Annotated in this window: 25 protein-coding genes and 4 pseudogenes; 3 read left to right on the top strand and 26 right to left on the bottom strand. The window is 68.4% G+C overall.

Annotation, left to right across the window (positions count from 1 at the left end; translation table 11 throughout):
- Positions 1-61 precede the first annotated feature (61 nt).
- From ACLJTM_RS21140 to ACLJTM_RS21125, 4 genes and pseudogenes are all read right to left on the bottom strand, one after another.
- Positions 62-940 carry an alpha/beta fold hydrolase gene (locus tag ACLJTM_RS21140; protein ID WP_411105208.1) on the bottom strand — a complete coding sequence of 293 codons (879 nt, stop codon included), beginning with the start codon at positions 938-940 and terminating at the stop codon, positions 62-64.
- A gap of 100 nt (positions 941-1,040) precedes the next feature.
- Positions 1,041-1,778 carry an SAM-dependent methyltransferase gene (locus ACLJTM_RS21135; protein ID WP_411105320.1) on the bottom strand — a complete coding sequence of 246 codons (738 nt, stop codon included), beginning with the start codon at positions 1,776-1,778 and terminating at the stop codon, positions 1,041-1,043.
- Positions 1,779-1,802: 24 nt separating this feature from the next.
- Positions 1,803-2,987: pseudogene (locus tag ACLJTM_RS21130) on the bottom strand (glycosyltransferase); the annotation flags it as partial.
- A 524-nt stretch (positions 2,988-3,511) separates the two neighbouring features.
- Positions 3,512-4,153 carry a hemerythrin domain-containing protein gene (locus ACLJTM_RS21125; RefSeq protein WP_411105207.1) on the bottom strand — a complete coding sequence of 214 codons (642 nt, stop codon included), beginning with the start codon at positions 4,151-4,153 and terminating at the stop codon, positions 3,512-3,514.
- Between the two features lie 144 nt (positions 4,154-4,297).
- On the opposite strand from ACLJTM_RS21125, the gene ACLJTM_RS21120 reads away from it, so the two are divergent.
- Positions 4,298-5,221: a LysR substrate-binding domain-containing protein gene (locus ACLJTM_RS21120; protein ID WP_411105206.1), complete on the top strand. Its 924-nt coding sequence runs from the start codon at positions 4,298-4,300 to the stop codon at positions 5,219-5,221.
- Between the two features lie 218 nt (positions 5,222-5,439).
- Here the strand turns inward: ACLJTM_RS21120 and ACLJTM_RS21115 are convergent, their stop codons facing one another.
- From ACLJTM_RS21115 to ACLJTM_RS21100, 4 genes and pseudogenes are all read right to left on the bottom strand, one after another.
- On the bottom strand, positions 5,440-5,658 hold the full coding sequence (locus tag ACLJTM_RS21115) for a hypothetical protein (protein WP_411105332.1): 219 nt from the start codon (positions 5,656-5,658) through the stop codon (positions 5,440-5,442).
- 50 nt (positions 5,659-5,708) lie between these two features.
- Positions 5,709-5,792: pseudogene (locus ACLJTM_RS21110) on the bottom strand (lipase); the annotation flags it as partial.
- A 359-nt stretch (positions 5,793-6,151) separates the two neighbouring features.
- Positions 6,152-6,895 carry a 3-keto-5-aminohexanoate cleavage protein gene (locus ACLJTM_RS21105; RefSeq protein WP_411105205.1) on the bottom strand — a complete coding sequence of 248 codons (744 nt, stop codon included), beginning with the start codon at positions 6,893-6,895 and terminating at the stop codon, positions 6,152-6,154.
- A gap of 866 nt (positions 6,896-7,761) precedes the next feature.
- Positions 7,762-8,502: an SDR family NAD(P)-dependent oxidoreductase gene (locus tag ACLJTM_RS21100; protein ID WP_411105204.1), complete on the bottom strand. Its 741-nt coding sequence runs from the start codon at positions 8,500-8,502 to the stop codon at positions 7,762-7,764.
- 442 nt (positions 8,503-8,944) lie between these two features.
- On the opposite strand from ACLJTM_RS21100, the gene ACLJTM_RS21095 reads away from it, so the two are divergent.
- Positions 8,945-9,361: an STAS domain-containing protein gene (locus tag ACLJTM_RS21095; RefSeq protein WP_411105203.1), complete on the top strand. Its 417-nt coding sequence runs from the start codon at positions 8,945-8,947 to the stop codon at positions 9,359-9,361.
- Between the two features lie 84 nt (positions 9,362-9,445).
- Here ACLJTM_RS21095 and ACLJTM_RS21090 read toward each other — a convergent pair whose 3' ends face one another.
- The 3 genes from ACLJTM_RS21090 to ACLJTM_RS21080 form a co-directional block, all read right to left on the bottom strand.
- The gene (locus ACLJTM_RS21090) at positions 9,446-10,522 is read right to left on the bottom strand and encodes a ParB N-terminal domain-containing protein (RefSeq protein WP_411105202.1); all 1,077 of its coding nucleotides are present in this window, start codon (positions 10,520-10,522) and stop codon (positions 9,446-9,448) included.
- 45 nt (positions 10,523-10,567) lie between these two features.
- Complete coding sequence (locus tag ACLJTM_RS21085; protein ID WP_411105201.1) at positions 10,568-10,765, bottom strand: hypothetical protein; 198 nt, start codon at positions 10,763-10,765, stop codon at positions 10,568-10,570.
- Positions 10,766-10,896: 131 nt separating this feature from the next.
- Entirely contained in the window at positions 10,897-11,196 is a 300-nt protein-coding gene (locus ACLJTM_RS21080) for a hypothetical protein (RefSeq protein WP_411105200.1), read from the bottom strand.
- A 190-nt stretch (positions 11,197-11,386) separates the two neighbouring features.
- Between ACLJTM_RS21080 and ACLJTM_RS21075 the strand changes: the two genes are divergently transcribed.
- Positions 11,387-12,385 (top strand): LuxR C-terminal-related transcriptional regulator, encoded by a 999-nt coding sequence (locus ACLJTM_RS21075; RefSeq protein ID WP_411105199.1) that lies wholly within the window; start codon positions 11,387-11,389, stop codon positions 12,383-12,385.
- Positions 12,386-12,389: 4 nt separating this feature from the next.
- On the opposite strand, the gene ACLJTM_RS21070 is transcribed toward ACLJTM_RS21075, so the two are convergent.
- The 15 genes and pseudogenes from ACLJTM_RS21070 to ACLJTM_RS21000 form a co-directional block, all read right to left on the bottom strand.
- Positions 12,390-13,199: an aminoglycoside N(3)-acetyltransferase gene (locus ACLJTM_RS21070; protein ID WP_411105198.1), complete on the bottom strand. Its 810-nt coding sequence runs from the start codon at positions 13,197-13,199 to the stop codon at positions 12,390-12,392.
- An 8-nt stretch (positions 13,200-13,207) separates the two neighbouring features.
- Complete coding sequence (locus ACLJTM_RS21065; protein ID WP_411105197.1) at positions 13,208-14,761, bottom strand: ABC transporter substrate-binding protein; 1,554 nt, start codon at positions 14,759-14,761, stop codon at positions 13,208-13,210.
- Complete coding sequence (locus tag ACLJTM_RS21060) at positions 14,758-15,963, bottom strand: MFS transporter (protein ID WP_411105196.1); 1,206 nt, start codon at positions 15,961-15,963, stop codon at positions 14,758-14,760. The genes ACLJTM_RS21065 and ACLJTM_RS21060 overlap by 4 nt, the downstream gene beginning before the upstream one ends.
- Before the next feature lie 164 nt (positions 15,964-16,127).
- The gene (locus ACLJTM_RS21055) at positions 16,128-17,408 is read right to left on the bottom strand and encodes an acetyl-CoA carboxylase biotin carboxylase subunit family protein (RefSeq protein WP_411105195.1); all 1,281 of its coding nucleotides are present in this window, start codon (positions 17,406-17,408) and stop codon (positions 16,128-16,130) included.
- Entirely contained in the window at positions 17,405-18,616 is a 1,212-nt protein-coding gene (locus tag ACLJTM_RS21050) for an acetyl-CoA carboxylase biotin carboxylase subunit family protein (protein ID WP_411105194.1), read from the bottom strand. The genes ACLJTM_RS21055 and ACLJTM_RS21050 overlap by 4 nt, the downstream gene beginning before the upstream one ends.
- The gene (locus ACLJTM_RS21045; RefSeq protein WP_411105193.1) at positions 18,613-19,926 is read right to left on the bottom strand and encodes a hypothetical protein; all 1,314 of its coding nucleotides are present in this window, start codon (positions 19,924-19,926) and stop codon (positions 18,613-18,615) included. Before ACLJTM_RS21045 ends, ACLJTM_RS21050 begins: the two co-directional genes overlap by 4 nt.
- Positions 19,927-20,005: 79 nt before the next feature.
- Complete coding sequence (locus ACLJTM_RS21040; protein ID WP_411105192.1) at positions 20,006-20,365, bottom strand: hypothetical protein; 360 nt, start codon at positions 20,363-20,365, stop codon at positions 20,006-20,008.
- Positions 20,366-20,438: 73 nt separating this feature from the next.
- Positions 20,439-20,621: a hypothetical protein gene (locus tag ACLJTM_RS21035; RefSeq protein WP_411105191.1), complete on the bottom strand. Its 183-nt coding sequence runs from the start codon at positions 20,619-20,621 to the stop codon at positions 20,439-20,441.
- A complete protein-coding gene (locus ACLJTM_RS21030; protein ID WP_411105190.1) occupies positions 20,618-20,830 on the bottom strand; it encodes a hypothetical protein in 213 nt (70 codons plus the stop codon). Before ACLJTM_RS21030 ends, ACLJTM_RS21035 begins: the two co-directional genes overlap by 4 nt.
- Positions 20,827-22,128, bottom strand: coding sequence for a cation:proton antiporter (locus ACLJTM_RS21025; RefSeq protein ID WP_411105189.1), 1,302 nt, complete (start codon positions 22,126-22,128; stop codon positions 20,827-20,829). The genes ACLJTM_RS21030 and ACLJTM_RS21025 overlap by 4 nt, the downstream gene beginning before the upstream one ends.
- An 84-nt stretch (positions 22,129-22,212) precedes the next feature.
- Positions 22,213-23,043: an ArpA protein gene (locus ACLJTM_RS21020; RefSeq protein ID WP_411105188.1), complete on the bottom strand. Its 831-nt coding sequence runs from the start codon at positions 23,041-23,043 to the stop codon at positions 22,213-22,215.
- A gap of 515 nt (positions 23,044-23,558) precedes the next feature.
- Positions 23,559-24,340 (bottom strand): annotated as a pseudogene (locus tag ACLJTM_RS21015) (phage/plasmid primase, P4 family); the annotation flags it as partial.
- 302 nt (positions 24,341-24,642) lie between these two features.
- Positions 24,643-25,578, bottom strand: a complete 936-nt coding sequence (locus tag ACLJTM_RS21010; protein ID WP_411105187.1) for an EamA family transporter — start codon at positions 25,576-25,578, stop codon at positions 24,643-24,645.
- Between the two features lie 192 nt (positions 25,579-25,770).
- The gene (locus ACLJTM_RS21005; protein ID WP_411105186.1) at positions 25,771-26,085 is read right to left on the bottom strand and encodes a hypothetical protein; all 315 of its coding nucleotides are present in this window, start codon (positions 26,083-26,085) and stop codon (positions 25,771-25,773) included.
- Positions 26,082-26,368, bottom strand: a pseudogene (locus ACLJTM_RS21000) (hypothetical protein). The gene ACLJTM_RS21005 and the pseudogene ACLJTM_RS21000 overlap by 4 nt, the downstream one beginning before the upstream one ends.
- Positions 26,369-26,635 lie beyond the last annotated feature (267 nt).

The raw sequence follows: 26,635 nt of genomic DNA, 5'->3' as shown, positions 1-26,635 counted from the left end.
GGCGGCCGTGGGTGCGCCCCACACGGACGCTCTCGTTCCTTGTCCCGCTACCGCCTTCACCTCATTCGGGCACGCCTTGGGTGGACGGGGCGGGGCGCGGAGCGAGTCCACCCAGGATGCGGGCCGCTGGTGCGGGTTCGACGAGCCATTTCAGGTGGCTGCCCTCCAGGGTGTGTACGTCGTACGGGTTGTCGGGTGTCAGTTCGTTGCCCTCGCGGATCAGGCGGTCCTGTAGGGCGAGGGGCAGGCTCGTGTCGCCGGCCAGGCGGATGTAGGTCTTGGGGATGCGGCCCCAGGTCGCGGCCTGCGCTCGGTCGGCGGAGCCGCCGACGTCCAGGTTTTCGTCGGGCTGGAAGGTGTTGAGGAAGCTGAGGAACTGCTCGTCGGTGCCGTCGGCGAGGAAGGCGGCCTTGAACATGGCGAGCACGTCCGGGTCCGCGGTTCGGAAGTTGACCCGGAGCAGGCCCAGGTCGGCGGGGCTCCCGGCCAGCGCCGGGGCGAAGGCGGCGGGATCGACCGCGGTCATCTCCGGCTCGGCGTAGTAGTCGTTGACGTCGAGGTGGACCGGGGCCCAGGCAGAGACGTAGACAAGGTGGTCAATCAGGTCCGGACGCGCGTTGGCGGCGGCCGTGATCGTGGCGCCGCCGCGGCTGTGGGCGACGAGGATCACGGGCCCGTTCTGCTTGGCCCGTTCCAGGATCCCGATCAGGTGCTCGACGTTGTCGGCGAGTGTGACGCCCTTGATCGAGCCGGGCGCGCTCGCGAGACCCGCGGGGTCCTGCGGGGTCTGATAGGCGTGGATGAAGGTCGACTGGAACCCGTGGCCGGGCAGGTCGATGGCCACCGAGCGGTGTCCGAGGAGACCGAGTTCGGCCTGGAGGGGCGCGAAGGAGAAGGAGTTCGCGAATGCTCCGTGGACGAGTACGAACGTGGGTTGCATCTGTTTCTCGCTTTCAGGCTGCCGCGGGGCGGCCGGCCATGCCGGGCCCCGGGTGGCGGGGGTCGTCTTGGGTGCGCGGGCCTGTCGGTGGCCTACGCGATCACTCCGAGGTTCGGCGCAGGACCAGGCAGAGGAAGCCGAAGCTGTCCCGGTATCCGTGCAGCCATTGCGAGCGCTGGACGGTGGCTGTTTCCAGGGCTTGGGCGCCAGCTGGGTCGGCGGGGTGGTCCAGAGCCCAGGAGGCCAGTGAGCCCCAGCAGGACCACTCGTAGGTGTCCAGCTCGCCGCGGGTGCTGACGTGGCCGTGGACGGGGGTCCACCCGTCGGCTACCACCTGGTCCACGGTGGTTGCCAGGTCGGCGAGGTCGCCGAACATCTCGACAGCCTCCGGTGAAGGGGTGCGGTCCCAGAACGACTCGCCCACCAGAACGCGGCCGCCGGGGGCCAGGTGCTTGCGGGCTGCCGCAAGGGTGGGAAGAAGGCCGCCGAAAGCATGGGTGGCGCCGACGCTGATCACCAGGTCGAACGGCTCCGCAGAGACGAAGTCCGCGGCTTCCTGCCGGTGGAGCACCAGCCGCTCGCTGACCCCGCGTTCGCGCGCTGCCCGGCTGGCCTGCCGCAGGGCTACTTCGGAGACGTCGACGCCCTCGGCACGTAGGTTCGGGCGTGCTGTCAGGGCGCGCAGAAGCCATTCCGCCGTGCCGCATCCCAGGTCGAGCACGCGCTCGTCGCCTTGTGGAAGGCCGCGTTCGAGCAGTCGGCTGACCGAGTCGTCATCGAGCGGAGACTTGATCGGGTGGTCGGTGTGAGCGATCGCGGAGATCTGTTCGCGGTTCATCGGCGCGACGTGGCCCGTGCCGGTGAGCAGCTTCGCGGCCACCGTCGCCCCGTCGGTGCGGATCGTGCTGGCGACGGTCTTCGCCCGGGCTAGTGTCTCGGGGGCCAGGGCCGTCCTGAGCGCGGCCGATGCGGACTCGAAGGTCGGCGTCGGACCGTCGTGTGCCGCGCCGATGCCCAGCTCGGCCACGCGGGCGGCCCAGTGCGGCTGGTCCACGAACTGGGGCACCACTACCTGGGGTGCGCCGGCCCGGGCGGCGGTGGTCGTGGTACCCGCACCGCCGTGGTGCACGACGGCGGCGACCCGGGGGAACAGGAGCTGGTGGTTGACGTCACCGACGGCGAAGCAGTCGTCCGAGTCGTCCACGAGGGCCAGTTCCGCCCAGCCGCGGGAGACGAGCACGCGGCGGCCCTGAGCGCGGGCCGCCTCGACGGTCGTGCGGGCGATGTCGGTGGCCGTGCTCATGGGCATGCTGCCGAAGCCGACGTACACCGGTGGCGTGCCGGCCTCCAGGAACGCTTCCAGATCGGCGGGCAGGGGGCGCTCGTCGGGCAGGATCCACGCCCCGGTCTGCACAAGGTCGAGGTTCGTCAGCTGCTCCCAAGGGCCCAGGACCGGGTCCACCGCCAGCCACGGCCGTTCGGTGAAGACGTGGTCGCGGACGTTGTCCACCGGTTCGAGACCGATCGCCGCGCGGTGGGTGTTGAGGGGCTGGAGGTAGAGGGCGTTGACCTTCTGTGCGTCCAGGTCCCACAGGGCCTGGTTGTCGGTCATGTCGGGCGGAACCGGGGGGCCGGGCCGCCCCGACGGCCGGTAGTGCACGGAAGGCATCTCGAACGGGTGGAAGCCTGCGTACACATAGCGGATGCCCAGCTTCTCGGCCACCGAGCGGGCACCGGCCGGCATCAGACCGCTCGCCACCAGCACGTCACAGCCCTCGGCCGCCTTGCCGACCGTCTGGAAGTGCGCGGCGACCAGCTCGGCTGCGAACGCGGCCGCGTCCGACGGCGGCGCTCCCGTCTGCAACGCGCGCACGTCCCGCCCGAAGGGCACGTGCTCCGCGCCGACACGGGCCAGAAGTTCCGCGAACTCCTCGTCCGGCGGCGCACACACACGTACCTCCGCGCCGAGATCCCGCAGCTGCGCCGCCAGCGCCGCCAGCGGCGCGATGTCGCCGCGCGATCCGTACGCCATCAACAGCACACGCATATCGTGTCTCTCATTCCATGTGGGTGGCCGGCCTTGGCCGGCGAATTTCGAGGGAGAGATCCGGGCGTTGCCGAAACCTCTGGAGCAGGGGGGCAGGCTCGTTCGCGGCAGCTGCGGTCATCGTGCCCATGGCAGTTACCGGGTGCCCTGGGTGCCCTGGGTGCCGGGAACGGAGACAATCCCGTCGGAGCGCATCGAGACGTGGGCCTGGGCACGTTCCGGGGCATGGATCCGACGGACGAGGCCGCGCGGGAGGACCAGGCTCGGGGCCCGCAAGAAGCGGCGGCTGCCGGGGCGGGCCGGGTGAGCTGGGCATGAACCTGTCCGAGGCTGGAGCCAGTACTCGGGCAGGTCGTGGGGCGTCGAGGCGACGACGACGCGCTGCCACGCGGCGGATTCTGGTGTCCGAGGCGGGCTGGAGCGGAGCGACATGTACAGGTGGGGACATCGTGGCATTCGTGGTAGAGGCCGAGGGGTGAATTCAGCGGGGCGATGGACGGCGGGCGGCGTGTGGTGAAGGTGGGTCAGGCCGTGGTTCCCGGGCTCCAGCGGTCGAGAGCGATGTAGGCCGGGATCCATCGGGCGGTGCAGTCGGCGTACATGTGCGCGGGCAGCTGGGCGAGGAGCCTGGTCGTGGTCAGCTCGTCAGCGCCGTCCAGGAGCCACGGCAGCAGCAGTGGTGCGTCCTTGCCCATGCGCTGGGCATGGACCTGGCTGAAATGGGCCCACTGCTCGGCGGTCAGTGACCGCCGCATCAGTGGGAAGGCAGTCTCCTCTTCATGCCTAAGGTGTCCGGCCAGGCCGCGGGCCAGCGCGTCAGTGAGCTGGCCCAGCTGCAACGTGTCGGCTTCGGGTTCGGCCAGCAGCTCGTCGATGGCCTCGATCACCGGAGCAATGGCGGCGTGCTCGGCTTCCATCACCTCCAACAACGCCAGGTCCTTCGGCCTGTCGGCAAGGTTTCGACGCAGTGACGGCCACAGCGCGCCGTCCTCGGCCGTGTGATGGGCGCGCAGAGCCTGCTTGAACAGTGTCCATCCGGCAGCGGTGGCCAGTACGCGCGCGGGGTCACGGTCCGCGGCGATGGTGACCCGGTCGAGCTGGGCCAGATCCCGGCGCAGGGCGCCATGCATCGCGTACATCAAGGTCAGGTCTATGGCGGCGCTCATCGGGCCGGACGAACGCGGCGTTCTTCACAGTTCTTCATGCGTGAATCCATGCCTTCAACGATCTGCCGATCCCTGCATATGATCAAGTCATACTTATGCGCGGTTCGTTAACCGCTGGGTTATCGATACAGGGGGCGGGGGCCGGTGGAGCTGCGGGACATCGAGATCTTCCTCGTACTGGCGGAGGAGCTGCATTTCGGCCGGGCCGCGCAGCGGCTGCACGTCTCCCAGGCACGCGTCAGCCAGGCCATCAAGAAGCAGGAACGGCGCATCGGCGCGGAGTTGTTCGCCCGCAGCAGCCGCTCGGTCAGCTTGACCGAGGTTGGCAGGCAGTTCCGTGACGACCTGCAACCCGTCTACACGGGCCTGCACGAATCCCTGGAGCGAGCCCAGCTGGCCGCCCGGGGCATCACCGCCCAGCTGCGCGTCAGCCTGATGCCTTTCAATGTGGGCGATCTGCACCCCTACTGGAAGGCTTTCCGGGCGCGGCACCCGCAGTGGGGACTCCAGGTCCGTCAGGCAACCTTCACCGATGTGTTCGGCCAGCTCCGCAGTGGTGCCATGGACGTGCTGGTCGCCTGGCTGCCTGTGGAAGAGCCGGATTTCACCGTTGGGCCGATCCTGTGCACCGACTCCCGGATCCTTGCCGTAGCCGCCGACCACCGGTTCGCGGAACGCGAATCCGTGTCACTGGAACTGCTCGCCGAGTTCCCGCACGGCACCGCCCACGGCCTGGCGGACTACTGGGAGGACAGCTACCTGCCGTTCCAGACCCCACGAGGCCGCACGATCGAGCGCACCGCATCCGCAGCCTCGGACAACTCCGACGAGCTGATCAGTCACGTCGGCATGGGTGAGATCATCCACATGTTCCCCGGCCACGTCACCAGGCACTGGGGCATGTCCCACATCCGGTGGCTCCCCGTCCCCGACATGGCCACCATGGACTTCGCCCTGGTCTGGCGGACCGAAGCCGAAAACGACCTCATCCGCGCCCTGGCCGCCACGGTGCGCGACCTGGGTGTATTCCGCTTTGAGGCCAGCCTGACGGGCTCCACCACACCGTAGGCACCGCAGCCTGTCGCATTCTTTACCAACCCTCGACACTTCATTCGTACCGGCAGGGCAGGTTGCCCGCCGCAGCTTGCTCCTGTCCCGCGGCTGTCCGTGTTGGCCGCGGCCTCAGCTGCGGGCCGGGCAGCCCGTGCACGATCACGTGCTGTCCCGCGCCCGCTCGGCGGCAAGTCCTCCCCTGTACAGCTGGGCGCCGCCGCACCGTGCAGTGGCTACCCAAGGTGCTCCTTGACCTGTTCGTAGACCGTCCGGTCGATGCGCAGTCCGTTGTGGTCGAGGCAGCGGTGGTGGTGTTCACGGCGCCGGTAAGGGCGACGCTGGTGGCGGCGTTGGGTGCGGTCGCAGGGTGAGGCCCAGGTGGCGTAGCGGGGCGAGCCGGGGGTCTCGTCACCGGAGTTGAGGCTGTTGAGGAAGGCGGATCCCGGTCGCATCTCGATGCATGGGTGCCGCTGCACCGGCGTGCGGTATGCGTGCCGTGGTTGGGTCCGGCCAGGGAGACCCACGCGTGGACCCGGGAGGTGCCACCGAGGCTTTTGAGGTAGTGGCGGGAGGACAGGGCGCCCATCTGATGAGTGACGATATCGACCTCGGTGGCGCCCGTGGTGTGCAGGACCGCTCGATCTCCTCGGCAGCTGCTCGGCGGTGGTGGTGTTGGACTGGGTGAAGTGCCGCCCGCCGACGTCCATCCTGACCACCGGTCAGGCGGCCGACAGTCCGCTATGCACTGCGGTCCTGAGAAAGATCCGGGCTTGGGGCACGGTCACCTGACCCCGCGCCCGGCCGGACGCAGCCGCCCGGGATCAGGCGTACTCCTCCCATGCAAGCCACTCCCATGTGCGGACACGCCGGATTAATGTCGTCATCCCGGAGAAGGAGGACCGGCGCCCCATGACCGGGATCAACGACCTCACGCGGAGGACGTGATCACGGCTCACCATGGCGTGCCCTGCGGTGTGTGTCCTGGACGATCTGGCGTGCTGCGCGGATGAGGTCGGCGTTGCCTGCGGCCGGCGTGCCGTCGGGGAGGTGGAGCACGTCTTCCAAGCCGATGCGGGCGTCCAGACGGCGGGAGGCCGCAAGATGCAGGATGGGCCACGCGGCGGTGTCCTCACCGTGGATGAGAATCGGCGCGACAGCCGATGCAAGTTCGTCCAGCAGGACGTCTGCGGCATGGAGCGCATCCTGTGGGGTGGCCTCGGTGATCTCGGCCAAGACGCGCAGGACCCGGCGGGATCCGGGCCAGTCCAGAAACCGTTGTGCTGCGGGGGTACCAGAGTAGATTCCGGCTTCGATGCCGATCCCCCGGTCCAGCAAGGCTGCAGCAACATCGGTGGCACCGTCCTCGTGCCAGTTTACGGAGGCGTGGTCAGGTAGCACGGTCCAGGCTCGAACCTGCGCGGCACGGGCGTAAGGGTCGGCCGTGGCCCATGCACCGGTGGTGACCCCGACCGGAATGCCTGGGACAGCAGCCCGCACCGCGCTCACAGCGGCGGCGACGGCGGTGGCTTCCAGCGTGTCCTGACCGGCGAGGTTCTTGGGGTGCAGATGGACATCCTCGGCGCCGGCCGCGACAGCCTCACGGGCCGCCACCGCCAGCTCGTCGGCGGTCAGCGGCAATTGAGAACACTCGGCACGGCTTCGAGCACCGTTGAGACAAACCTGCAGCATGGCGTCATCTTCGCAGGTCGCGCCCTGGGTCTCCCTGGGCAGGCGACCGGACTCGGGGCGGCATCGACTCCCGCCGATTGATCACGACCTGACACAGGCCCTTGGGGCAGCGGAGCGGCACCCGCAGAAGAGGTGCTCCCGGCCCCGTGAAGCCATCGGCTTCGGGGTGGCTAGTGCTGTGACACCTCGCCCCACCCGCAGCCCCGACTGGTGCCTCCACAGCCCCACCCGACCGGCAATATGAGCTTCAAGAGCCCCGGCGCCCCAGGGAGCCACGCCGCAGCCGAGGGCGCCCCGCTCCCACGGCTGCCGACCTCATAGGCGGGGGCGCGGGGTAGCCTGGCGGCTCGGTAGCCTGAGCGGTACGTCGAACCGCGACGCACCGCCCGCACGGCCGGTGGCCGGGCGCAGTGTGCGCTGCGTTCGACGCAAGGAGCTTGCGCCGAGCGCGGCCGACTTTCGGCTGTCGGTCTTCTCAGCGATGGTGTGCCGGATGCCACGTCGGCGCAGGTACTCGCGGCAGGGCCCCTTGCTGTAAACCTTGTCGGCCGCGACCCTTCCGGTTTCTTTCGGGGCCTGCCGGGCCCAGTCTTCGGAACCCGGATCTTCTTCAGGACCGGCATGAACTGCGTACAGTCCGCCCTCTGACCTAGCGTGACGATCAGGGACAACGGGCGGCAGCGGCCGCCCGCACTCAGGTGGAGTTTGCCGGTGAACCCACAGCCGGATGGACAAGCGCACCAGGCATCCGGCCTCCCCCCACTAGGTTTCCACATCTGATACACCCTCTGAACAGCAGAAAGGGCGCTGGCGAGCCAGAAGGAGCGGCCCGTTCGCCGACGGGGAACGCAGTACGGGCCCAGCCGTTACACGATGTGACGGCCTCCGTCGACGGTAAGGACGTCCCCTGTCGTATAGGCGGCGTTGACGAGGTAGAGCGTGGCCTCGGCGACGTCCTGCGGGGCGCCGACGCGGCGCAGCGGGGTGTGCGCGGTGATCCACTCGCGTGAGCTCTCCCAGACCTCCTCCGCCTCGTCGTACCAGGGGGTCTCGACCAGCCCCGGCGCGACGGCGTTCACCCGGACGTCCGGACCGAGCTGGGAGGCCAGCAAGCGGGTCATGTGGTTCAGGGACGCCTTGCTGACTGCGTAGGGGACCGAGCTCCCCAGCGCCCGGGTGCCGGAGACGGAGGAGATGTTCACGATCGCGCCGGCGCCGGAAGCACGCAGGTGCGGGACGGCGGCAGTGGCCATCTGCCAAGCCCCGATGACGTTGACCTCGAAGATCTCGCGCCAGGCGGCAGCGTCGGCTCCCTCGAGGTCGTCCAGGGCGATGAAGCGGGTGGTCCCGGCGTTGTTGACGAGCACGTCGAAGCGCCCGTACGTGTCAATGGCGCTCTGGACGATGCGGCCGACGTCCCGTAGGTCGGTCACGTCACCCCGGACGTACACGGCATCCGGGAGCTCCTCGGCAAGCGCCCGGCCGGCAGCCTCGCTGCGGGCGGAGTTCACGACGATCCGCATCCCCTCCGATGCGAGCCGTCGGGCGATCGCGGCGCCGATGCCGGAAGAAGAGCCAGTGATCAGGGCTACGCGGTCCTCGTTCATTCTGCCTCCCTTGAGAACGAGATCGCAGCCTAACTCTCACTTTGCGGAAATTGAATTCCACATCGTGGAACACACCCTGTCGCGATGGGTCCCACGGCCTGGGCGTCATCGGCCGATACCTGGGGCGGCGTGTCACTCGGCCGACCAGCCTCGTCGACTGGAGGACGACGCCGTGGTGATGGACCGCGTCCGCGGGGTCGGAGGTCTTGTAGGGGTCCCCACGGCACCGACCGGACCACACACGTCCTGCCCCACCTCCGGCCACACCTACGGCCCCCCGCTGAAAGCAACCCTCCGGGCAACGGTCCAGCCTCCTCCCGGTGCAACCCCAGTTCGGCCTCTACGTGCGCCTCAGCGCGCCGTACACCGGCCCGAAGCCGTACCAGGCCACGATGGATGGGACCCCGTAGGTCCGGATCCTTCGGGTGACGGGAGCAGAACAATGATCAACGTGGAAGTCCGGCACTGCGGCAGCTCGATTCTGATCAGCGCCAACGGGGAGCTCGACGAGCGTGCAGGAGAAGCCTTCCAGCGCGCGTTGGACCACGTGACCATGGACGAGCGAGATCTCCTGGTGGACCTGCACGCTGTTGCTTCCATGGACGTCGACGGCCTGCTCCACCTCCTGAACCTGCACCGGCGTGCCGAACGCATGCGCTTGAGGGTGCTGGTCACCGGCTGGCAGCCGCAGCCTCAGCAATGCATGGCCACCGTGGCCGGCATCCCCGGGCCCAGGGCGGGCACCGGGGAACGCTACGCCCTGGCAGGCTTCCGCCTTCTCCTCGAGGAGAAGGCGCAGCGCGCACGGGAGCGCTCCGACTCCGCCGATGGTTGGCGCACCCAGCTTCTCCTGGAGTAGCAGGAGTGGCTGGCGAAGCTGGGCGTACAGCAACCGTTCCAGCACGGCTTGGCAGCTGTCGCGCAGTGGCGTCGCTGTTTACCGTCAGCATGCGGCAGTGGTGGCGCCGCACGTATCGGCACCGTGCTGCAGTTCGTCCGCGAAGAGCTGCCATGTCTGGGTGTAGCCCTGGACGAGTTCGGCCATCACGCCGCGGCAGTGGGGTGGAAGGCTGGCCGCGATGGCCTCGCGGTCCCGGGCGAAGGCGGCCCAGGTGTCGAGCATCCGCAGCACGGCGCGGCCGCGTTCGGTGTGCCGCATGGAGGGGTCCCGCCGCATGGCGGTGGCAAGGGTCTCCAGCTCGGCCGCCGATTTCCCCGGTTCCGGGCGGTCGTAGGCCGGGAGGGCTTGCACGGCGGTAAGTGTCGCTGCGCCGCCAGCCGCTGTGTTTCCCGCGGCTTGTCGTCGGCGCAGCGGTACGGGACCTTCTCCGCGGGCCAGGCGGTCGCGTACGTCGGCCACGGTTGCAGGGGAGATCCCGGCCTGCCGTGCGATCTGGCGCAGTGAGGCTTCGGGGTTCTGGCGCAGCAGCTCGGCGGCCAGTTCCCGCCCGCGTGCAGGGTCGACGGGCCGGGCGCGTCCGTCGCGCCCGACTCGGGCGTCCTTGGTCTCGTGCCCGTTCCCGGGCCCGTTGCTGTCGGCGGCGGCCTGGGCCTGTCGCCGGATTTCGGCGACTTTCCTGGCCGAGACTCCGGCGACTGCGGCGACCGCCCGGTCGGACCAGTCGCGGTGGGCGACGAGCATCCGCTCGGCGGCCGCGCAGCGGTCGTCCAGAGAGAGCGGGAGGCCGTGGGCGACGTTGAGGGCTACGGCCAGCAGTCGGCTGTCCGATTCGGATCCGTCGAACAGCCGGGCCTGGATGTGGGTGAGTCCGCGCTCCGCGGCGGCCCGCAGGCGGTGGATTCCGTCGATGACCCGCATCGTTGGGCGGTGGACGAGAATAGGCGGGAGTTCGGTTACCGATTCGGTGAGGGTCCTGATGTGGGCGGGGTCCTCCCCCCGCATCCGAGGGGAGTGGGTGATGCGGATTTGCGCGAGGGCGAGGTTTTCCGTAGGCGCCCGGAGCAGTTCGTCGCGGAGTTTCAGCACATAGTCGGAGTCGGTGTTCTGAGTGGTGCGCACGGTCGGTTCCATGTGTTCGACTACCAGGTCGACTACTTGGGCTTCCTACTGCCAGCCCGCGTCGCCTACGGCAAAGGGGTCGACCGGCGGGGCCGGGTTCTGCCAGCCGGCGTCGGCGCGTACCTGGTGGGTTGTGGACACCTTGGATGACGTCGTGGACGGGCCTACGGGCAGTGTGGTGCCGACTGCGACGGCGGCGACCAGTGCGACGAGGAGCTTGATGAGTTTGGTCCGGTTCTTCATGTTTTTACCCCCTGGTGTTTCAACATTTTGTTGAGGGCTCCAGTGTTGCCGAGGCAATGCCCAGGACTGAAGGGGAAGCGGGGCGGGCAATCCGGCCATGTCCAGAAAGGGACACCGCCGCGCTTCGCCGGTCACCAGTCGAGGTCGGGCAGCAGCAGTGGAATCTCAGCCCGTACCAGTACCCAGGGGCGCAGCTGTGGGTGGACGGCGGAGGCACTGTGCCAGATCGCACCTGCGCGCTCCTCCGCCGCCTCCAGACTGGACGCCCGTATGTACACCCCCACCACGGGGTGCGGCTCTACCTGCGGATGCGCGACGACCAGTTCGCAACCGTCCGCGTCAGCCGCGGAGCCGGCCAGCAGCTCCTCTGTTTCACGAGGGAGCGGGCGGCCACACTCGGGCGGGCGCAGATAAATGTGGACGAGGTGCATGGAAAACCGGCTTATTCAAGGAACGGACAGGTGGGGACGAATTACGGCATTCATCGACTCATTAGCTCTTTGACAGAGAAGTCGCCATACCCTCCACGGCCGGGTTTCACTCCGCTGCACGGGCTCGGTTAGCCTTCCAGCCACCATGCCGTTCACCCAGCGGCATGGAGTTCAGAGAGAGAAACGGTCCATGTTTACAAAACTGGGACTGGATGCTGTCACCGAGGCCGTGTACCGCGGCAAGCTGGCCCATCCGCAGGACGGCATAGCCGAGCTGGCGGCGCGTCTGGAGATGAACGGGCGGGACGTGCGCCAAGCGTTGATCCGGCTAAGCGAGATGGCGCTGGTGCGCATCTCCGGCGAGGACCGCTCCCAGGTCCGGGCGGTCGATCCCCGGCTCGGCATGGAGATCCTCCTTGCCCGGCAGCAGGCCGAGCTGTCGGCGCAGCAGCAGCGGATAGAGGCCACGCGTGCGGCCGCCGCCGAACTCATCGCCGAGTACGCGGACAGCGCCCTGCCCGGATCCCAGGCGGGGCTGCGCTACCTGCAGGGGATCGACGCCATCCGCGACCAGATCGAACTGCTCAGCAGCGAGGTCCGGGAAGAGTTGCTGACCTTCGCCCCCGGCGGGCCGCAGGCTCCGGGGAACATGAAGGCGTCGAAGCCGCTCAACCGCGCACTGCTCGAGCGCGGCATCAGGATGCGCACCATCTACCTGGACAGCATCCGCCGCGACCAGCCGACCTATGAGCACGCCGAATGGCTGGAGAGCCTGGGCGCCCAGGTCCGCACCGTGCCTACGCTGCCCAACCGCGTCATCGTCTTCGACCGCCGGGCCGCGCTGATTGCAGCCGACACCGACAACACCGGGGCGGGCGCAGCGCTCGTCACCAGTCCCGGAATGATCACACTTCTGTGTTCGCTCTTCGAGCACGTCTGGCAGTCGGCCGAGCCCCTCGGCGCCACGGTCCGATCCGATTCGGGCTCCCTGACCAAGCAGCAGCTGGCGGTACTGCGCATGATGGCGGAGGGCAGGACCGACGAGTCCATCGCCAACAGCCTGGGAGTCTCCACCCGTACGGTGCGCCGGACAGTCACGTGCCTGCTCTCAGACCTGGACGCGCGCAGCCGCTTCCAGGCTGGTGTCCATGCCGTCCAGCTCGGCCACCTGCCCTCCACCCGGGACTGAGCCGCTAACGGCCCCGGTCCTGGCGGCCCTGCGCGAGCAGTTCCGCCAGGCGGGCGCCGGTGAAATCGATGAAGGGGATGCTGTCCATCAGCTGGCAGGGGGCCAGGCCGATGGTGCGGTGGCGGATCAGGCCGGCTGCGTCGGCTTCGGCGCCCAGCTGCGGGAAGAAGCGGCCGTTGTCGTCGCCGACGTCCGGGGCCTCCACCCAGACCCGCTCGTCCCCCATCGCGTAGGGGAAGCGACGCAGCTTCGTGCGGTGCTCTGGCACGAGCGACTCGGCGTAGTGGAGGAAGGAATTGCGGTTGTGGCCCACACCCAACAACAGGATGTGGGCACCCATGCCGTACATCCGGTCGAACGGGGAGTCCTTGCCGAGCGCGTAGTTCAGGGGCTGGTTCCCGGTGATCTCCTCGGCACGGGGGCCAATGGCGGCGACCGAGGCCTGCGGGTGGCGGCCGCGCAGGCGCCCTGGCACCGCCAGCGCCGCGTTCGGGATCGCTCCCATCGGGGTGGGGAGGGCGTCGTGGAACAGAGGAACGCCGAGGCGGTCCGCGTCGGCCCCGCTGTCCTGGAAGGGCCGCAGCCCCGGGTGGGGGTCGCTGATCTGCGGGGTGAAGGTCGGCACGACGACCGTGCCGGACTCCCCCACACACCCGCGCAGCGCGTTCAGCACCGCGTGTGCACCTCCCTGCACGGATCCGAAGGCGGACAGGGAGGCGTGGACCATGACGACGGCGCCTCTCGGCAGCCCCAGGGCCTCGAACTCCTTCTGTAGGAATCCTCCGTCAACGGGGCCTTCGCACGGGTTCAGCATGGTGTTTCTCATTTCTGTACCGGTGTCCGCTTCTCAATGCCCGGGTAGTCGGGCATGCCGTTCCATTTGAATGTCGCCGACACACCCTCGCCGCAGCCGCCCGCGTGCTGGTAGTCCCACAGCGGGATCACGGGGAGGTCGCGTAGCAGGATGCTCTGCGCGTGCCGGACATGAGCGTCGCACTGTTCGGCCCCGGAAGCTGCCTTGGCCGCCGTGAGCTGTGCCTCGAACTCTGGGGACCGGTAGCCGACCTCGTTGCCGGGGGCGCCGGACGAGAACAGCGGAGCCAGGAAGTTGATCAGAGACGGGTAGTCGCCGCGCCAGCCGGTACGGAAGGCCGACTTCAGCGACCCGTCGGCGATGCTGTCTCGGATGCTTTTGAACGTCGGATGGGCCATCGTGGCCACGTCGATGCCGAGGACCCCGCGCAGCTGTCCGGCGAGTGCGTCGATCCACACGTCATAGCCGCCGCTCTCGTTGTACGCGATGCGGAACACCCCGTCCCACGGCGAGAGGGCGTTCGCCTCGGCCCACAACGCCCTGGCTGCATCCGGGTCGAAGGACAGCACCTGCGCGCCGGGCAGCGGGCCACCGGCTCCGGGCAGGGCCCGGGCGGTGAAGTCCTTCGCGGGTGAACGCGTGTGGTGCAGCAGCTGCTCGGTGATGCGGGTGCGGTCGATGGCCCGGGAGATGGCGGCGCGGCGCAGTCTCCCTTCCGGTCCGCTGAAGTGCGGCAGGTCCAGGGGGATGGCTAGGTGGTTGTTGAGAGCGATCGGCCGGCTCACCGCTCTCGCGCCCATGTCCCGGTGGTAGGTGGCCAGCACACTGTCGGGAACGCTGTCCAGGACGTCGAGGCGGCCGTCCAGCAGGTCGGCGTAGGCCGTGGTGAGGCTGTCGTAGAAGACGAAAGAGATCCCCTGGTTGCGCGGTCTTCCCGGCCCCCGGTAGGCGGGGTTGGGCACCAGGTCGAGCCCTTCGTGATGTCGCCAGGCCCCCTGCCCCGCCATCATGTACGGGCCGTTGCCGATGGGGTTTTCCCCGAAGGCCTGGGCGCCCAGCTCGAAGAACGCGCGGGGCAAAGGCCGTGCGGGCAGGCAGCCCAGGGTGCGCGGGAAGTCGGAGTCGGGCCTGCGCAGGGTGACGGTGAAGGTGAGGTCGTCGCGCACGCTCAAGCCGGACAGGGTGCGGGCACGCGGCGGGGTCGCGGCCACGTCGGCGTATCCCTCGACGGGTGCGAAGAAGCTGCGTTGCGCCTGCCCATTGGTGGACAAGGCGGCATGGTTCCAGGCGTCGACGTAGCTGTGGGCGGTGACCGGGGTGCCGTCGGTGAATGTCCATCCGGCCCGCAGGGTGATGGTGTAGTGCCGGTTGTCCTCGGTCCGCAGCGTGTCGAGCATGGCGGCCCGGATTTTCCCGTCGGCCCCGTAGTGGTAAAGCCCGGTGAAGATCTGTTCAACGATGCGGCCGCCGTGGCCCTCCACCGTGTCGGACGGGACGAGGCCGTTCTGTGGTTCTGCCCCGTTGACCCGGACCGGTCCGGCGATGCCGGATTCCGCCCTCACTTGGGGCTCCTCGGGAGCAGGCCGGCCACCACGCTGAGCCCCCCCGCGGCAAGAAAGCCGTATGCCATGTGTTCCGCGGGGACGAGACCGGCCAGGGCCAAGCCCAGGGTTCCCACGCCGACCTTGAGGCCGGCCATCGTGACGAAGACCGACTCCCGCAGATCCGGCGGGGAGGCCTCTCGGCGGATGGCGAGGGCCGCAGTGTTCAGCAGGGCCTGGCAGCCGCCGACGACGAGGAAGGCGACGCCGGCTACCCAGACCCCGGTGAAGGCCGGAACGACCATGAAGACACCGCTGATCACCGCGCTCCACTTCGCCGCCGTGACCACGTCCAAGGCGAGCGGCCGGACGATGAGCCATGCCGCGACGAGCAACGACCCCAGTCCCATGACGGACAGCAGCAGCGCGCCGACCGAGGCGGGCAGGCCGTGGCTGCGGGCGAAGGTGGTGGAGAGGACGATCAGGCTGCCGTAGCCGATCACGTTGCCGTACGTGATGATGACGATGTCCCGCAGCTGCTTGATGCGCACCATGGCCAGCAGCACGTTCTTCATGGACGCCCGCGCCTTGGAGGCGCGGTCCGTGTCCTCCAGCGGGAGCGCGGAGGTGAGGACGGCTGCTGCGGCAGCCAGCCCGCACAGCATGAACACGGTGGCCAACGGGGAGACCACAGCGGCGGCGGCCCCGACCAGGGAGTTGCCCACGCTGTTGCTGATCGCGTAGGTGAGGGAGTCGGCGGACTGAGCGCGGCGCTGGGAGCGCTGCTCCACGGGAACCAGCGAGCTGAGGTGGCTGCTGAGGCCGCCGGTGACGATGGGGCCGAGGAAACCCGTGACGGCGAGGGCTGCGGCCGCGAGTAGGGGGCTGTCGCGGTGGATGAGCACGCCTGCGGCGCCGAACGTCACCGCGAACACCGCGAAGGAGACGCAGAGGCCGCTGCGGGCGGAGGGCATCAGCGACAGGAACCGCGCGGAGAGCGGGCCGAGCATGTGCGGGATGGTCAGGCAGGCGGCAAGCAGGCCTGAATAGGCTGCGGCTCCCTCGGCGCCGGCGCCCGCGGTGCTCAGGGCCAGCAGTACGACCGCGGCCGCCGTTCCGGCGTCGGACGTACGGATGGCCAGGGCGGCGGCGTAGTACGCCACCAGCCCGGCCGGGCGCGAGCGGGCTTCCTTCTTCTCGGGCTTGTCGAGGACCTGCTTCATGTCCTGCCTTACGGGTCGGCGGGGCGAGGGGGTGGGGGGCGTCAGTCGGTACGGCGAGGTGTACGGAAGCGGGTCGGGTCACGGCCGCGTCCGGCACCCGTGGCACGGCACCGCCGGATCACGGCGGACCGGCCCCGGGGGCCGGGGCTTCGGGGGAAGGCCCCTCAGGGCGAGGGGCTGGCGTCGGCGACGACGCGGTGGGTAAGGCACCAGTCGCCGATGGTCTGGTACGTCTTTTCGAAGCCCTCGTTGTCGGGCGCCTCGACGATGAACACCTGGATGGCGTCCACACTTGACGTGGCTCCGTCCCGGATCTTCCCGACGCCGGCGAGCACGTCGTAGCCGACGACTCCCGGCAGCCCGCACTGCTCCGGCACTGACAGCAGCCGGCCCTTGGGCGCGTATTCCAGGTAGAAGCCGAACCGGGCGCTCCGGTCGGGCCGGCCTACGGCTGGCAGTACCTCGTCAGCGAGGCCGCACTGCAGGAGGGCGTGCGCGCGGGTGAGGTGGATGCCGGTCGCCAGCTCGCAGCTCTTCCGGATTCCTCCGCCGCCGGTCCGGCTGGCCACCTCGCAGAAGTGGACCTCGCCGTCCCCGGTCACGAAGAACTCGGCATGGAAGGAACTGCCCCCGGTGCACGGCAGGGCCCGCACCACCTTGCGCGCACTGTCCACCAGCAGCTCGTACCGCTCGCTGCCCGGTTCGACCATGGTTGAGGTCAGTGAGCGGGAGTTCTGGTGGGCCAGGGCGTTGGAGCCGTAGGCGGAGACGGTGACCCCGTGTACCTCGCCTTCGGCAGTGAGCCCGTCCACGTGGTACATGGCGCCGTCGACGTACTTCTGCACCAGCACCGGACGCGCCCAGGCCAGTGGATGGGAATGCAGCCAGCGGTCGGTGTCTGCCTGATCGCGGAGCACATGGGTGTCCACGGAGGCGGCGCCGTCCACAGGCTTGACGACCACCGGAAGTCCGAAATCGCGGACCGCAGCCGCCACCTCGAAGGACGTGGACGCCACCGCGTATTCGGGCACCCGGACACTGCCGGCCACCGCTTCGTACATCCGGCTCTTGACGCGGTAGGCCATCGCCGACTCGATGCTCTGGCCGGTGCAGGTGCCGAGGAGTTCGCGGATGCGCGCGGCGCTGATGAGTCCGAACTCGTCCAGGCAGACGACGTGCTGGATGCCGTATCGCTCATGCCAGGCCAGCGCCTGCTCGACGGTCGCGTAGTTGTCGAACACGTCGTCGATCCAGCGCCATTCCTCGGCTTCCGCGGCCACCTCTGCGAAGGCGGCCGGCTCGTGGGGGCTGGAGGCGTTGCGCGAGGCGATCAGCAGGACCCGGAAGCGGTCGGAGAGCCAGGAGACCACGGGAACGCTCTTCAGGTCGTAGCCGGTGAGGACGAGGACGGTCTCCCGGGTGCCGGTGCCTGCCGTACCCGTCACGCCGCTACCGCCTGTGCTGCGCGGGACACGGCGGCCCCCAGCAGTGCGTCCAGTTCCTGTTCCGACTCGCTGCGCACCAGCACGAAGCCGTCGAGGTCCACGGAGGACATCTGGCGGCCGGCCACCGAGGTGTTGTGCATGCGCTCCCCGACCAGATTGGCCCGGGGAATGCCCGCCTGTACGACGGATGGGTCGCAGGCCTTGGGGACTCCGACCCATCCGACCAGGGGTCGCTCGGTGTCGGCTGCGGGCTCGGGGACCTCGCCTCCGAAGGTGGCCGCCAGCAGCAGCTCGAAGGTGTTGAGGCCGAAGTACGCGTCGACCTGGTCCACGATGCCCAGGCCACCGGGGCGCGCCGCCACTTCGCACAGGACGGGGCCGTCGGGGGTGTCGAAGGCCTCGCAGTGGAAGTAGCTGTGAATGCCGGGCTTCAGCAGGCCCAGCTCGGCCAGCACTGCGCCGGTGAATTCGCTGAGCCGGTGGGCCAGGGGAGAGCGCTGGTCGACCATGCGCGTCGATACGGCGGTGGAGAACTCCAGGACGTCCGAGCGGTACTTGCTGACCGTGTGCAGGCGTATGACGCCGTCCAGGACCAGGCCGTCGACATGGTAGAGGTCTCCTGCCACGAACTCCTCCGCCTCCAGGTGGGCGGGGGTGTAGAAGTTGGGGCGCAGGCCCTTGGACAGCAGTGCGCGAAGTGCCGCCTCGTCGCGGACCACTGTGGCGCCGATCGAGCCGCCGCCCATTCGCGGCTTGACCACGAAGGGGTAGCCGTAGTCGGCGGCGGCCGCCATCAGGTCGAGGCCGCTGTCGACGGTGGTGAACCGTGGCACCCGCAGGCCCGCCTCGCGCAGGGCTTCCTTCATGAGGACCTTGTCGCGGAACAGACGGGCGGTCGGGTACGTCAGGCCCGGGATCCCGTACCGGGTGCGCAGTTGCGCGGCACGGAGCATGTCCACTTCGGAGAGGGCGATGATGCCGCGGCAGTCCGTCGATTCAATGATCCGTGCGGCGTCGAACTCCACGAGGTCGTTGGTCTCGTAGTCGGGGTACGCCGTGATGTGCTCAGGGTTGACGCCGCCGGAGGTCCGGCGCATCTGGCTCTTGGTCTCGTGGCACAGCAGCCGCATGTCGAGGCCGTCGGGGAGCGTTTCGTATGAGAACTGGGTTAGCGGGTGCCTGACCAGTGCGAGGCCGGTGGCCATCATGCCCCCAGCTGCTGGGCGTAGGCGTGGTCGGTGACGAAGGCGGCGGGCTGCTTCACGTAGCGGTCGGAAGCGGTGAACAGGTCCTTGATCATCCGGCTGTAGTTAACGGTCGTGTCGTGCATCGAGTAGTACATGTCCCAGGCCCACAGGCCGGCGAAATAGCGGCCGTCCTTCTCGAAGTGGATGTCGGGGAGGAAGGTGGTCCACTCGAACGCCTCGACGGGCGAACGCCGGTAGGGGGTGCCGCCGATGAGGTCCACGATTACCGTGCCCCGCCGGATGTCCTTGTCCACGTGCCGGTCGGTGACGATGTAATCGCTCTGGCCCGGGGTCTCAGCGCCGTTGATGACCAGGTCGGCGCTGCGCAGCCACTTGCCGAGCGCGTCCGGGGCGGTCTGCTTGCGGCCCAGGACGGTGAATTCCACGCCCGCCGTCCGCAGCTGCTCGAAAGCCCCCATGGAGACGTTGCCGTAGCCCAGGACGACCGCCCTGGGGCTACGGCCGTGCACCTTGCGGAACAGCCCGACTCCGTAGCGGGTGGCGCCGATACCGACCTGGCGGGTCTGGCCGACGGCCCGGCCCGACTTGGTGAGCTCCTCGGCGACCATGCTCTCGTCGCCACCCGCCTCGGAGGAGGTGTTGAGGTCGTACAGCTCGCCGGCGGCGGTGCGCAAGTAGGCTCCGGACCGGGTGACGCAGAGGTTGGAGGTGGCGTCCTCGATGCCGGTCTGCGGAGAGTCGCCCTTGAGGTAGCTGACGCTGAGGGGCCCGCGGCCGTTCCGCATGAGGGCTCGGAACAGGCCGTTGAGGTAGTCCTGGTCGGCCGAGTCGAGGACGTGGACGTGCGGGTTGGGCCCCAGAGCGTCCTCCTTGACCCGGGCGCCGGCGCGGATGCCTGCCAGGAATCGCTCGGAGACCTCCTGCGTCTTGCGCACACCCTCCATTGCGATGACCTTGACCTGGCGTTCGGCCAGCTGCTGCGTGCGCTCGGGGAAGCAGTACAGGTGCGCCATCGTGAGCATGATCGTGCCGGGGGACATGCAGCCGATCTCGGCGGCGGTGGCGCCCTTCAGCTTGACGATCAGGTCCTTGCCCGCGTAGCACTCCGGGCCCTGCTCGACACGGGCACCTTCCATCTCGTACTGGTTGTCGATGTAGCCGATGCCTTCGCCGAGGCCGCTCTGCACGACCACGTCGAAGCCGGCGTCCAGGTAGCCGCGTACGTCCGCCGGGACCAGGACGGTGCGGCGGTCGTGGCCGGCGGGGTCCTCGGTGCAGGCACTTTCCTTGCCGAAGAGAAGGGTGGTCATGGTGACGGAGTCCTGTCGCTTTGAAGAGGAGGAGGGGGCGGAATCCGATTCCGCCTTGGGCCGTGGTCTTGCGGCGGCTTCACACCGCGGCAGGGCCGAGTGCCGCGGTGGGGGGTTCCAGGAGACGGAACTCTCTGCGGATCGCGCGGACGTCGGAAACGATCAGCGCGACCAGGTCCTTCGAGGAGGCGCCGCTTTGGACGCGGCGTGACCAGGTGCGGTCTTTGCCGGGGCCGTCGTGGATGGCGTGGAAGTGGAGCCGGCCGGTGTCCCGGAGCTCGCGCAGGCTGATGCGGAAGGAGATACCGGAAAGCTCGATCTTGACGTCGTCGAGCAGGCAGGACCAGCTGACGAGTTCGTCGATGTGCGTGTCCGTGAGGTGCCGGGCCAGATGGATGGCGTTGCCTTCGATCTGGAATCCCTGGCTGGTGGCTGTCATGGCTGTCTCTCGTTGAGGTCCGTGCATGTCCATGGGAGCCCTGGGAGCTCCGGGCGGCCGCTCGAGTGCCTGCTCAGATGCCCTGCCAGGCGCTCTCGCCCCGTGCGTCCCTGCTGCCGCCCCCCGAGCCTGCGCCCTCGATTTCGGGGTGTCCGAAGGTTCTCGGGAAGGACGGGGGTGGGGGTGCGGTGATCTCGTAGGTCTCGAACCGCGCCGTCTGGGGGGCGTCGCCGAAGTCATCGTGGTCCTGGGTCACGGGGTGGCTCCACCGCGGTGCCCCAGGTCCGCCGCGGCCCAGTGCGCGAGCACGTTCTGCGCGTCGCTTGTGGTGAGAGCGGCCAGCAGCTCAGACACCTTCTGTTCGCCTCGGACGACGTTCAGGGTGCGGCAGCCGCGCGTGATCAGGACGGTGCCGTCTTTGCGCTGGTGATAGCCGAAAAAACGCGGAGGGGACATGGTGGTCACCTGCTGAGCGCCGACTCCGGGAGTCGCGGCTCTTCCTTCCGGTGGTCGGCGGTAGGCACCGGCACGGGATCGGCCGTGCGCAGCACACGCAGTAGCGGTCCGGCCATGGCCGTGGTGATGAGTGCCATCAGCACCATCACCGTGAACAGGTCGGCGTCGATGAGCCCCATCTGGCGGCCGATTCCGAGGATGACGATCTCGGTGAGGCCGCGGGTGTTCATCAGGGCACCGAAAGCAGCGGATTCGCGCCAGCTCATCCCCCACATCCGGGCCGGGATGGAGGCCCCCGCGAACTTGCCGGCCACTGCGGCGGCCAGGACGACGAGGAGGGTCAGCAGACCGGACCAGCCGAGCCCGGTGATGTCGACGGACAGGCCGGTGACGACGAAGAAGACGGGCAGGAGCAAGCCGGTCACCTTCTCCAGGGGGACGGCCACCTGATCGTGCAGGTGGGGTGCCGCCTGCCGGGGCATGGCCAAGCCGAACGCGAAGGCCCCGAAAATGGCGTGGATGCCGATCCAGGTGGTCAGGACGGAAGACAGCAGCACGCCGGAGCTGATGACCGCGAGCAATACGGCGCCGTCCGCCCGCCCGAAGGACCGGGCCAGTACCCGTTCGACGGCTGGACGTACCAGGAAGGCCATGGCCAGCCCGTACGCGACCGTGAGTGCGACGACGGTGAAGAACTCGCCGGTGCCGCCCGCGCCGGCCAGTGCCACGACGAGGACCAGGACGCACCAGGCCACCGCGTCACCGACCGCGGCGCAGGCCATGGCCAGGGAGCCCACCCTGGTCCGGGACAGACCGCGGTCGCGGATGATGCGCGCCAATACGGGGAAAGCGGTGATGGAGAACGCCGTGGCCATGTAGAGCACGAAGGTCGAGGTGCTCACGCCCGCAGGAGCGGCGGATCCGTACAGCAGGGCGGCCGCGCCGGCGCCGAGGGCGAACGGGACCAGCATGGCTGTCCCGGCGGTGGTGCTCAGGGCCTTGCCGCGGCCGCGCAGGCGGCTCAGGTCCAGGTCCCAGCCCGCGAGGAACATGAACAGGACGAGACCTACCTGGGCCAGTACGGAGAGCAGGGGCCGGGCCTCGGGCGGGAAGATGAGCTCTGGCAGGTTGCCGGGGAGCAGCCCCAGAAGGCTGGGCCCGAGCATGATGCCCACCGCGATCTCCGCGACGACGGGTGGTTGGTGCAGGCGCCGGCTCAGCCGCACCATTGCGGCCCCGGCTACCAGGACGATCGCGACATCGGCCAAGACGATCGCGTCAAGGGGCAGGGCGCTAGCCGTTGCCATCTCTCCTCCATGACGAGCGGTGGGAAAAAGCGGGCCACCCGGGCACATCCGGGCGGCCCGCCAAGCGGTCGACGCAGTGCTCGATCAGTCGGTGTAGACGGCGTTGGTGGTCTCGTAGGACTTCTCCTCGAGCCAGTCGCGGAAGCTGGCGAAGGTCAGGTTGATGATGATGCGCTCCACGCCCTCGGTCTCGATCGGGACCGTGCGGTGCAGGCTGGTGTCCGTCTTGAAGATGTAGGACTCACCGGCACCGTGGTAGTAGGTGCGGATGGTGCCCTCGGCAAGGCGCTCGTGGACGGCCGGGTTGGTCTTGTCCCAGGCGGTGTGCGGGCAGGACTGGAGCATGCCGCCGTGCTCGATGGAGGGGGCCTCGGAGATGAAGATGAACGCGAACTCGTGGTCGCCCCAGTGCCAGCCGTGCGTGTCGCCGACGCGGCTCTGGTGAGTACCGGTGATCTTCTCGTCCTCGAAGGTGGCGTCCAGGATCGGGGTCTGGATGACCTCCGAGAGCAGGGCGCGGAACTCGGCGGAGTTGTAGAGGGCGGTAAAGAGCTCGCTGTGCTCCTGGAAGAGCGGGTTGGGCAGGCTGCCCAGGCGGCGCGGGGTGTTGCCGGTGACCGGCACCTTGATGTCGATCCGGCGGGTGTTGGTGTCGGCCAGCTTGCGTGCCTCGACGCGCAGCGCGCTGACCAGCTCGGCCGGGAGGAGGCCGGTGGTGCGGGCGTAGTGCTCCATTGAGTACTGCTTCTTCGCCACGGCAAGGGCCTCACCTACCTGGCCCTTGTTCCGCGCGAGGATCCCGTCGATCTCGGTGATTTTGTCGCGGTTCACGTAGTCGCCGGGGATGTTGCCCGCTTCGATGAGCTGCCGGGCGGCGGAACGGGTTACGGCGGCGTTGTCCACGCCAGCGTCCATGATCGTCACAGGAAATGCCTTTCAGAAGTGAGGTAGAGCCCTGCCGTATTAGATTCGGCGGCATTGTCAAGTCCGGTCAGGAGAGAAGGCTGAACAGCCCTGCCTCCTCGCCGGAATTGAACGCTTCCGATTCTTGGCGGGTCACCGTTTAGCGGCGACGGAAGAAATCCTGCGGCAGGTCTTCGAAAGGGTCAACGAGCAAATGACTGAGACCTTGAACAGCGGATTCTTGGCACGCAAAGGCCGACTCCGAACCAGTTTCGGAGTGTTCGGCGAAGTGCGTGGAAGAGCGGCCCGTGTTCAACTGCTCCCGGGAGCAGTTGAACACCCCTTCACTGCTGACAGCGGCATGTGCCCGATGCGCCAGACCAGGCAGCGCGGGGATCAGGCGAGTCGGTCGAAGCCCCGGTAGCCGGGTGGTCGTCCCGCCAAGCGGTCATGGGCGCCGTCCTCGGGCGGTACACGATCCAGGCAAGGGCCTACTGGACGTTGCCCTCGCGGTCGCGCGGTACCTATCGCATGCGGCGCCAGAATGCGAATCCGCCGGTGCCGACTTGGGGGCAGTGGTTGCCGATGAGCCAGAGTTTGTGGGTGGGGGCGAAGGAGAAGAAGTCCTGGCGCATGCGGCGAGCCTTGATGCGGTCGCCGCCGGTGAGCAGTTTGACGCGGGCTTTGTCGAACTTGTCGCCGGGCTTGACCTCCGAGCAGACGATCACACGGCGTCCGTGGAGTTCGGCGAGTTCGGTGGGGTGTCCGTCGAAGGTTCGGGCCATGAGGAAACCGGGCGGTGCAGCGTCCGCGTAGTCGCCCAGGAGCTTCATCAGTACGTCCAGGAGGACGGACTTGCCGTTCTTGCCGGACCCGAAGAGGAAGGGCATGACCTGTGCGCCGACCTCTCCGGTGATGGAGTAGCCCAGCATCAGGTGGAGGAAGTCAATCATCTCGCGGCCTGCGGTGTCGTCACCGAAGGTGTCGGCAAGGAACAGCTCCCAGCGTGGGGTCGGCTGGGCTTCGGGGCCGGTGGACGTGGAGCGGAGTGGAAGTCCTTGTCGGGGCGCGGGGCGCGGATGTTGCCGGTGCGCAGGTCGACGATGCCCGCCGGGGTGCAGAGCGCGTAGGGGTCTGTATCCAGCAGCTCGGCCCGCAGCACCATGCCGGGGGCGGATTTGGCCTGGGTGAGCATCGCGTTCATTCCGGAGGTGCTGAGAGCCCTGCGGCGGTGTTTTTGGAGCGACTGGTTGCTGTGGATACCGCGGGGGTCTGTGGTGGCGATGGCTTCTGCAAGGTCGCCGGCTGCCCCAGGCCACGATGAAGGGTACGCCCGGCCCCGCCGCGACACCCTGCGCCGTGACCATCAGCCGGCGACACCGACGGAGATGTCCAGGCGGTCGCTCAGCGGGGTGAGCAGGCCGACGGGCATCAGCTCAGTGGTGAGGAAGACGAACAGACTGGCCGTGATGGCGGAGACACCGAGCCATGCCCGTCATGCTGAAGGCGGGCGTTCTTCCTATCGGATCACTTCCTGCTGTGTGACCCCTTCGTCGCTCCGATAGATTCAGGCTGTAGGGCTTACGGACTTCTCCAAAGCGTCTCACCGGATCAATGCACCTTCTTGGCTCGGGTACCGCTGGTCGCGTCGCGGTGAAGAGGCACGTGTGGGCCGGGCTTTTGCAGCTTGGCCGGCCGGGGTTGCGCTAGCAGCATGGCTGTGAGAATCGATACGACACCGATCAGCTGCAGAATCGACAACGTCTCGTGGAGAAACACGTATCCGAGGATGGTGGCGACGATCGGGCTGCCCAGGGCGAGGAAGGAGACCGCCAGCGCCGGCAACCTCTCCATCCCGCGGAACCAGATCATGTAACTGATGACAGCACCGAGGGAGACGAGATAGGCGAACCCGAGGAGGTTGGTTCCCGCGATGCTGGACGGCAGTCCCTCGATGGCCAGCGTGAACGGCAGCAAGACCAGTCCGCCCACGGTGAGTTGCCAGCCGGTGAAGGGAAGCAGCCCCACTCCGTCCGGGCGCCCCCACCGCTTGGTCAGCGTGATGCCGGTGGCCATGCACATCGCGCCGCCCAGCGCTGCCACCACACCGACGTAGTCGAGTTCCACCGTTCCTCTGAACACGAGCAACACGACACCGACCACGCCGAGGACACACGCCACGACATGGGGGAACCGGATTCTGTCGCCGATGAACAGCGCCGCCAGGATGAGTACGAACATCGGCTGCGCCGACATGATCACCGCCGCGATGCCACCGGGAAGCCGGTAGGCCGCGACGAACAGCAGGAAGTTGAATGCGCCAATGTTCAGGGTTCCGAGCACCAGGGTGCGCCACAGCCAGACCCCGGTTGGCAGCGTGCGGGCGAGGGCCAGCAGAAGCAGGCCCCCTGGAAGCGCCCGCACGGTGGTGGCCAGCAGGGGACGGTCCGGCGGCAGCCACTCGGTCGTCACCAGATAGGTGCTGCCCCAGACCGCCGGCGCCAGTGCTGTCACACCGGCGGTGAAGAGTTGCCGCTCGCTCTTCATGTCACGCCGCTTCCCGTACCGGACACCTGTCATCGACATCGCCGATGACAGGCAGGGCAAATGCATTCACGTTCAACTGATTCCTTGATGAAGGAGGTCGCTCTCCGCGACCAGATGGTGGTTTTGGACGGTGACGATTTCGTCGGGAAGGAGCGGCATCCAGGTGGTGCGGCGACAGGCCACCCACCTACCTCAGTCGAGGATTGCTTCGCGGGTGCGGATGCGCTTGATTTCGAAGAAGCCGTCGGTGCTCGCCACGGCGAGGACACCGTCCCAGAGGCGTCCGGCAGCCTCGCCGCGCGGAGTGGGGCTGATCACCGGTCCGAAAAAGGCGACAGGCTCGCCGTCGGGGCCGGGAACATGGATGACGGGGGTGCCGACCTCGGAGCCGACGGGGTCCATGCCGGCGTGGTGACTGACGCACAGCGCCTCGTCGTAGTCCGTCGTGTCCGCCGCCTCGATCAGGTGGCCCGGCAGATCGGCATCGGCAAAGGCCGCGAGCATCATGTCCCCCGCCAGCCGGCCTGCTCGAGATGAATGCGGGTTCCCATGGCGTTGTAGGGCGGACGCAGCGCCTCGGAACCGAACTTCTCCTGGGCCGCGATGCAGACGCGCACCACCTCCAGCCCTCGATCATGCCCTTCCTGTATTTCTCCGGTACTTCCCGTCCCTCGTTGAGCACCGAAAGGCTCACCATGTGGAAGCGCGTTTCGACAGGGCGCACCTGTTCGACTTCCAGCAACCAGCGGGAGGTGATCCATGCCCACGGACAGCGCGGATCGACCCACATGTCGGCGACGGTGACGTCTGCCGCTTCGGTGGAGTAAGGCTCATAACCGGCTCGTCCTCTCGGTTGAACTCTGGTTGCGCCAGCTTGCTCAGGCTCGGGAGAGAGCACCGTGAAAACGGGCGAGGGCGGAATTCCCCAAGGAACACCGACGCGGGTCCGTGAGAAAGCCCGGGGTGCGGCAGCTGGACTTGGCACACACACACAGTCTCAGTTCGCACCGATCAATGAGTCCAACACATGCTTGTCACTTGATCTATCGTGATACAC

The sequence above is a fragment of the Streptomyces sp. cmx-4-9 genome, from assembly GCF_046548835.1.
In the GTDB taxonomy this organism is placed as follows: Bacteria; Actinomycetota; Actinomycetes; order Streptomycetales; family Streptomycetaceae; genus Streptomyces.
Note: the sequence above shows the minus strand (reverse complement) of the source record. Positions and strands in the feature narration are given on the sequence as shown.

Coding starts and splice junctions, on each gene's coding strand:
- ACLJTM_RS21080 (WP_411105200.1), bottom strand. CDS start 11,196: ATGCACCTCGTCCACATTTATCTGCGCCCGCCCGAGTGTGGCCGCCCG.
- ACLJTM_RS21135 (WP_411105320.1), bottom strand. CDS start 1,778: ATGAACCGCGAACAGATCTCCGCGATCGCTCACACCGACCACCCGATC.
- ACLJTM_RS21095 (WP_411105203.1), top strand. CDS start 8,945: ATGATCAACGTGGAAGTCCGGCACTGCGGCAGCTCGATTCTGATCAGC.
- ACLJTM_RS21105 (WP_411105205.1), bottom strand. CDS start 6,895: ATGCTGCAGGTTTGTCTCAACGGTGCTCGAAGCCGTGCCGAGTGTTCT.
- ACLJTM_RS21045 (WP_411105193.1), bottom strand. CDS start 19,926: ATGACCACCCTTCTCTTCGGCAAGGAAAGTGCCTGCACCGAGGACCCC.
- ACLJTM_RS21050 (WP_411105194.1), bottom strand. CDS start 18,616: ATGATGGCCACCGGCCTCGCACTGGTCAGGCACCCGCTAACCCAGTTC.
- ACLJTM_RS21070 (WP_411105198.1), bottom strand. CDS start 13,199: ATGCTGAACCCGTGCGAAGGCCCCGTTGACGGAGGATTCCTACAGAAG.
- ACLJTM_RS21060 (WP_411105196.1), bottom strand. CDS start 15,963: ATGAAGCAGGTCCTCGACAAGCCCGAGAAGAAGGAAGCCCGCTCGCGC.
- ACLJTM_RS21010 (WP_411105187.1), bottom strand. CDS start 25,578: ATGAAGAGCGAGCGGCAACTCTTCACCGCCGGTGTGACAGCACTGGCG.
- ACLJTM_RS21075 (WP_411105199.1), top strand. CDS start 11,387: ATGTTTACAAAACTGGGACTGGATGCTGTCACCGAGGCCGTGTACCGC.
- ACLJTM_RS21085 (WP_411105201.1), bottom strand. CDS start 10,765: ATGAAGAACCGGACCAAACTCATCAAGCTCCTCGTCGCACTGGTCGCC.
- ACLJTM_RS21125 (WP_411105207.1), bottom strand. CDS start 4,153: ATGAGCGCCGCCATAGACCTGACCTTGATGTACGCGATGCATGGCGCC.
- ACLJTM_RS21100 (WP_411105204.1), bottom strand. CDS start 8,502: ATGAACGAGGACCGCGTAGCCCTGATCACTGGCTCTTCTTCCGGCATC.
- ACLJTM_RS21040 (WP_411105192.1), bottom strand. CDS start 20,365: ATGACAGCCACCAGCCAGGGATTCCAGATCGAAGGCAACGCCATCCAT.
- ACLJTM_RS21140 (WP_411105208.1), bottom strand. CDS start 940: ATGCAACCCACGTTCGTACTCGTCCACGGAGCATTCGCGAACTCCTTC.
- ACLJTM_RS21025 (WP_411105189.1), bottom strand. CDS start 22,128: ATGGCAACGGCTAGCGCCCTGCCCCTTGACGCGATCGTCTTGGCCGAT.
- ACLJTM_RS21020 (WP_411105188.1), bottom strand. CDS start 23,043: ATGGACGCTGGCGTGGACAACGCCGCCGTAACCCGTTCCGCCGCCCGG.
- ACLJTM_RS21005 (WP_411105186.1), bottom strand. CDS start 26,085: ATGATGCTCGCGGCCTTTGCCGATGCCGATCTGCCGGGCCACCTGATC.
- ACLJTM_RS21115 (WP_411105332.1), bottom strand. CDS start 5,658: ATGCGACCGGGATCCGCCTTCCTCAACAGCCTCAACTCCGGTGACGAG.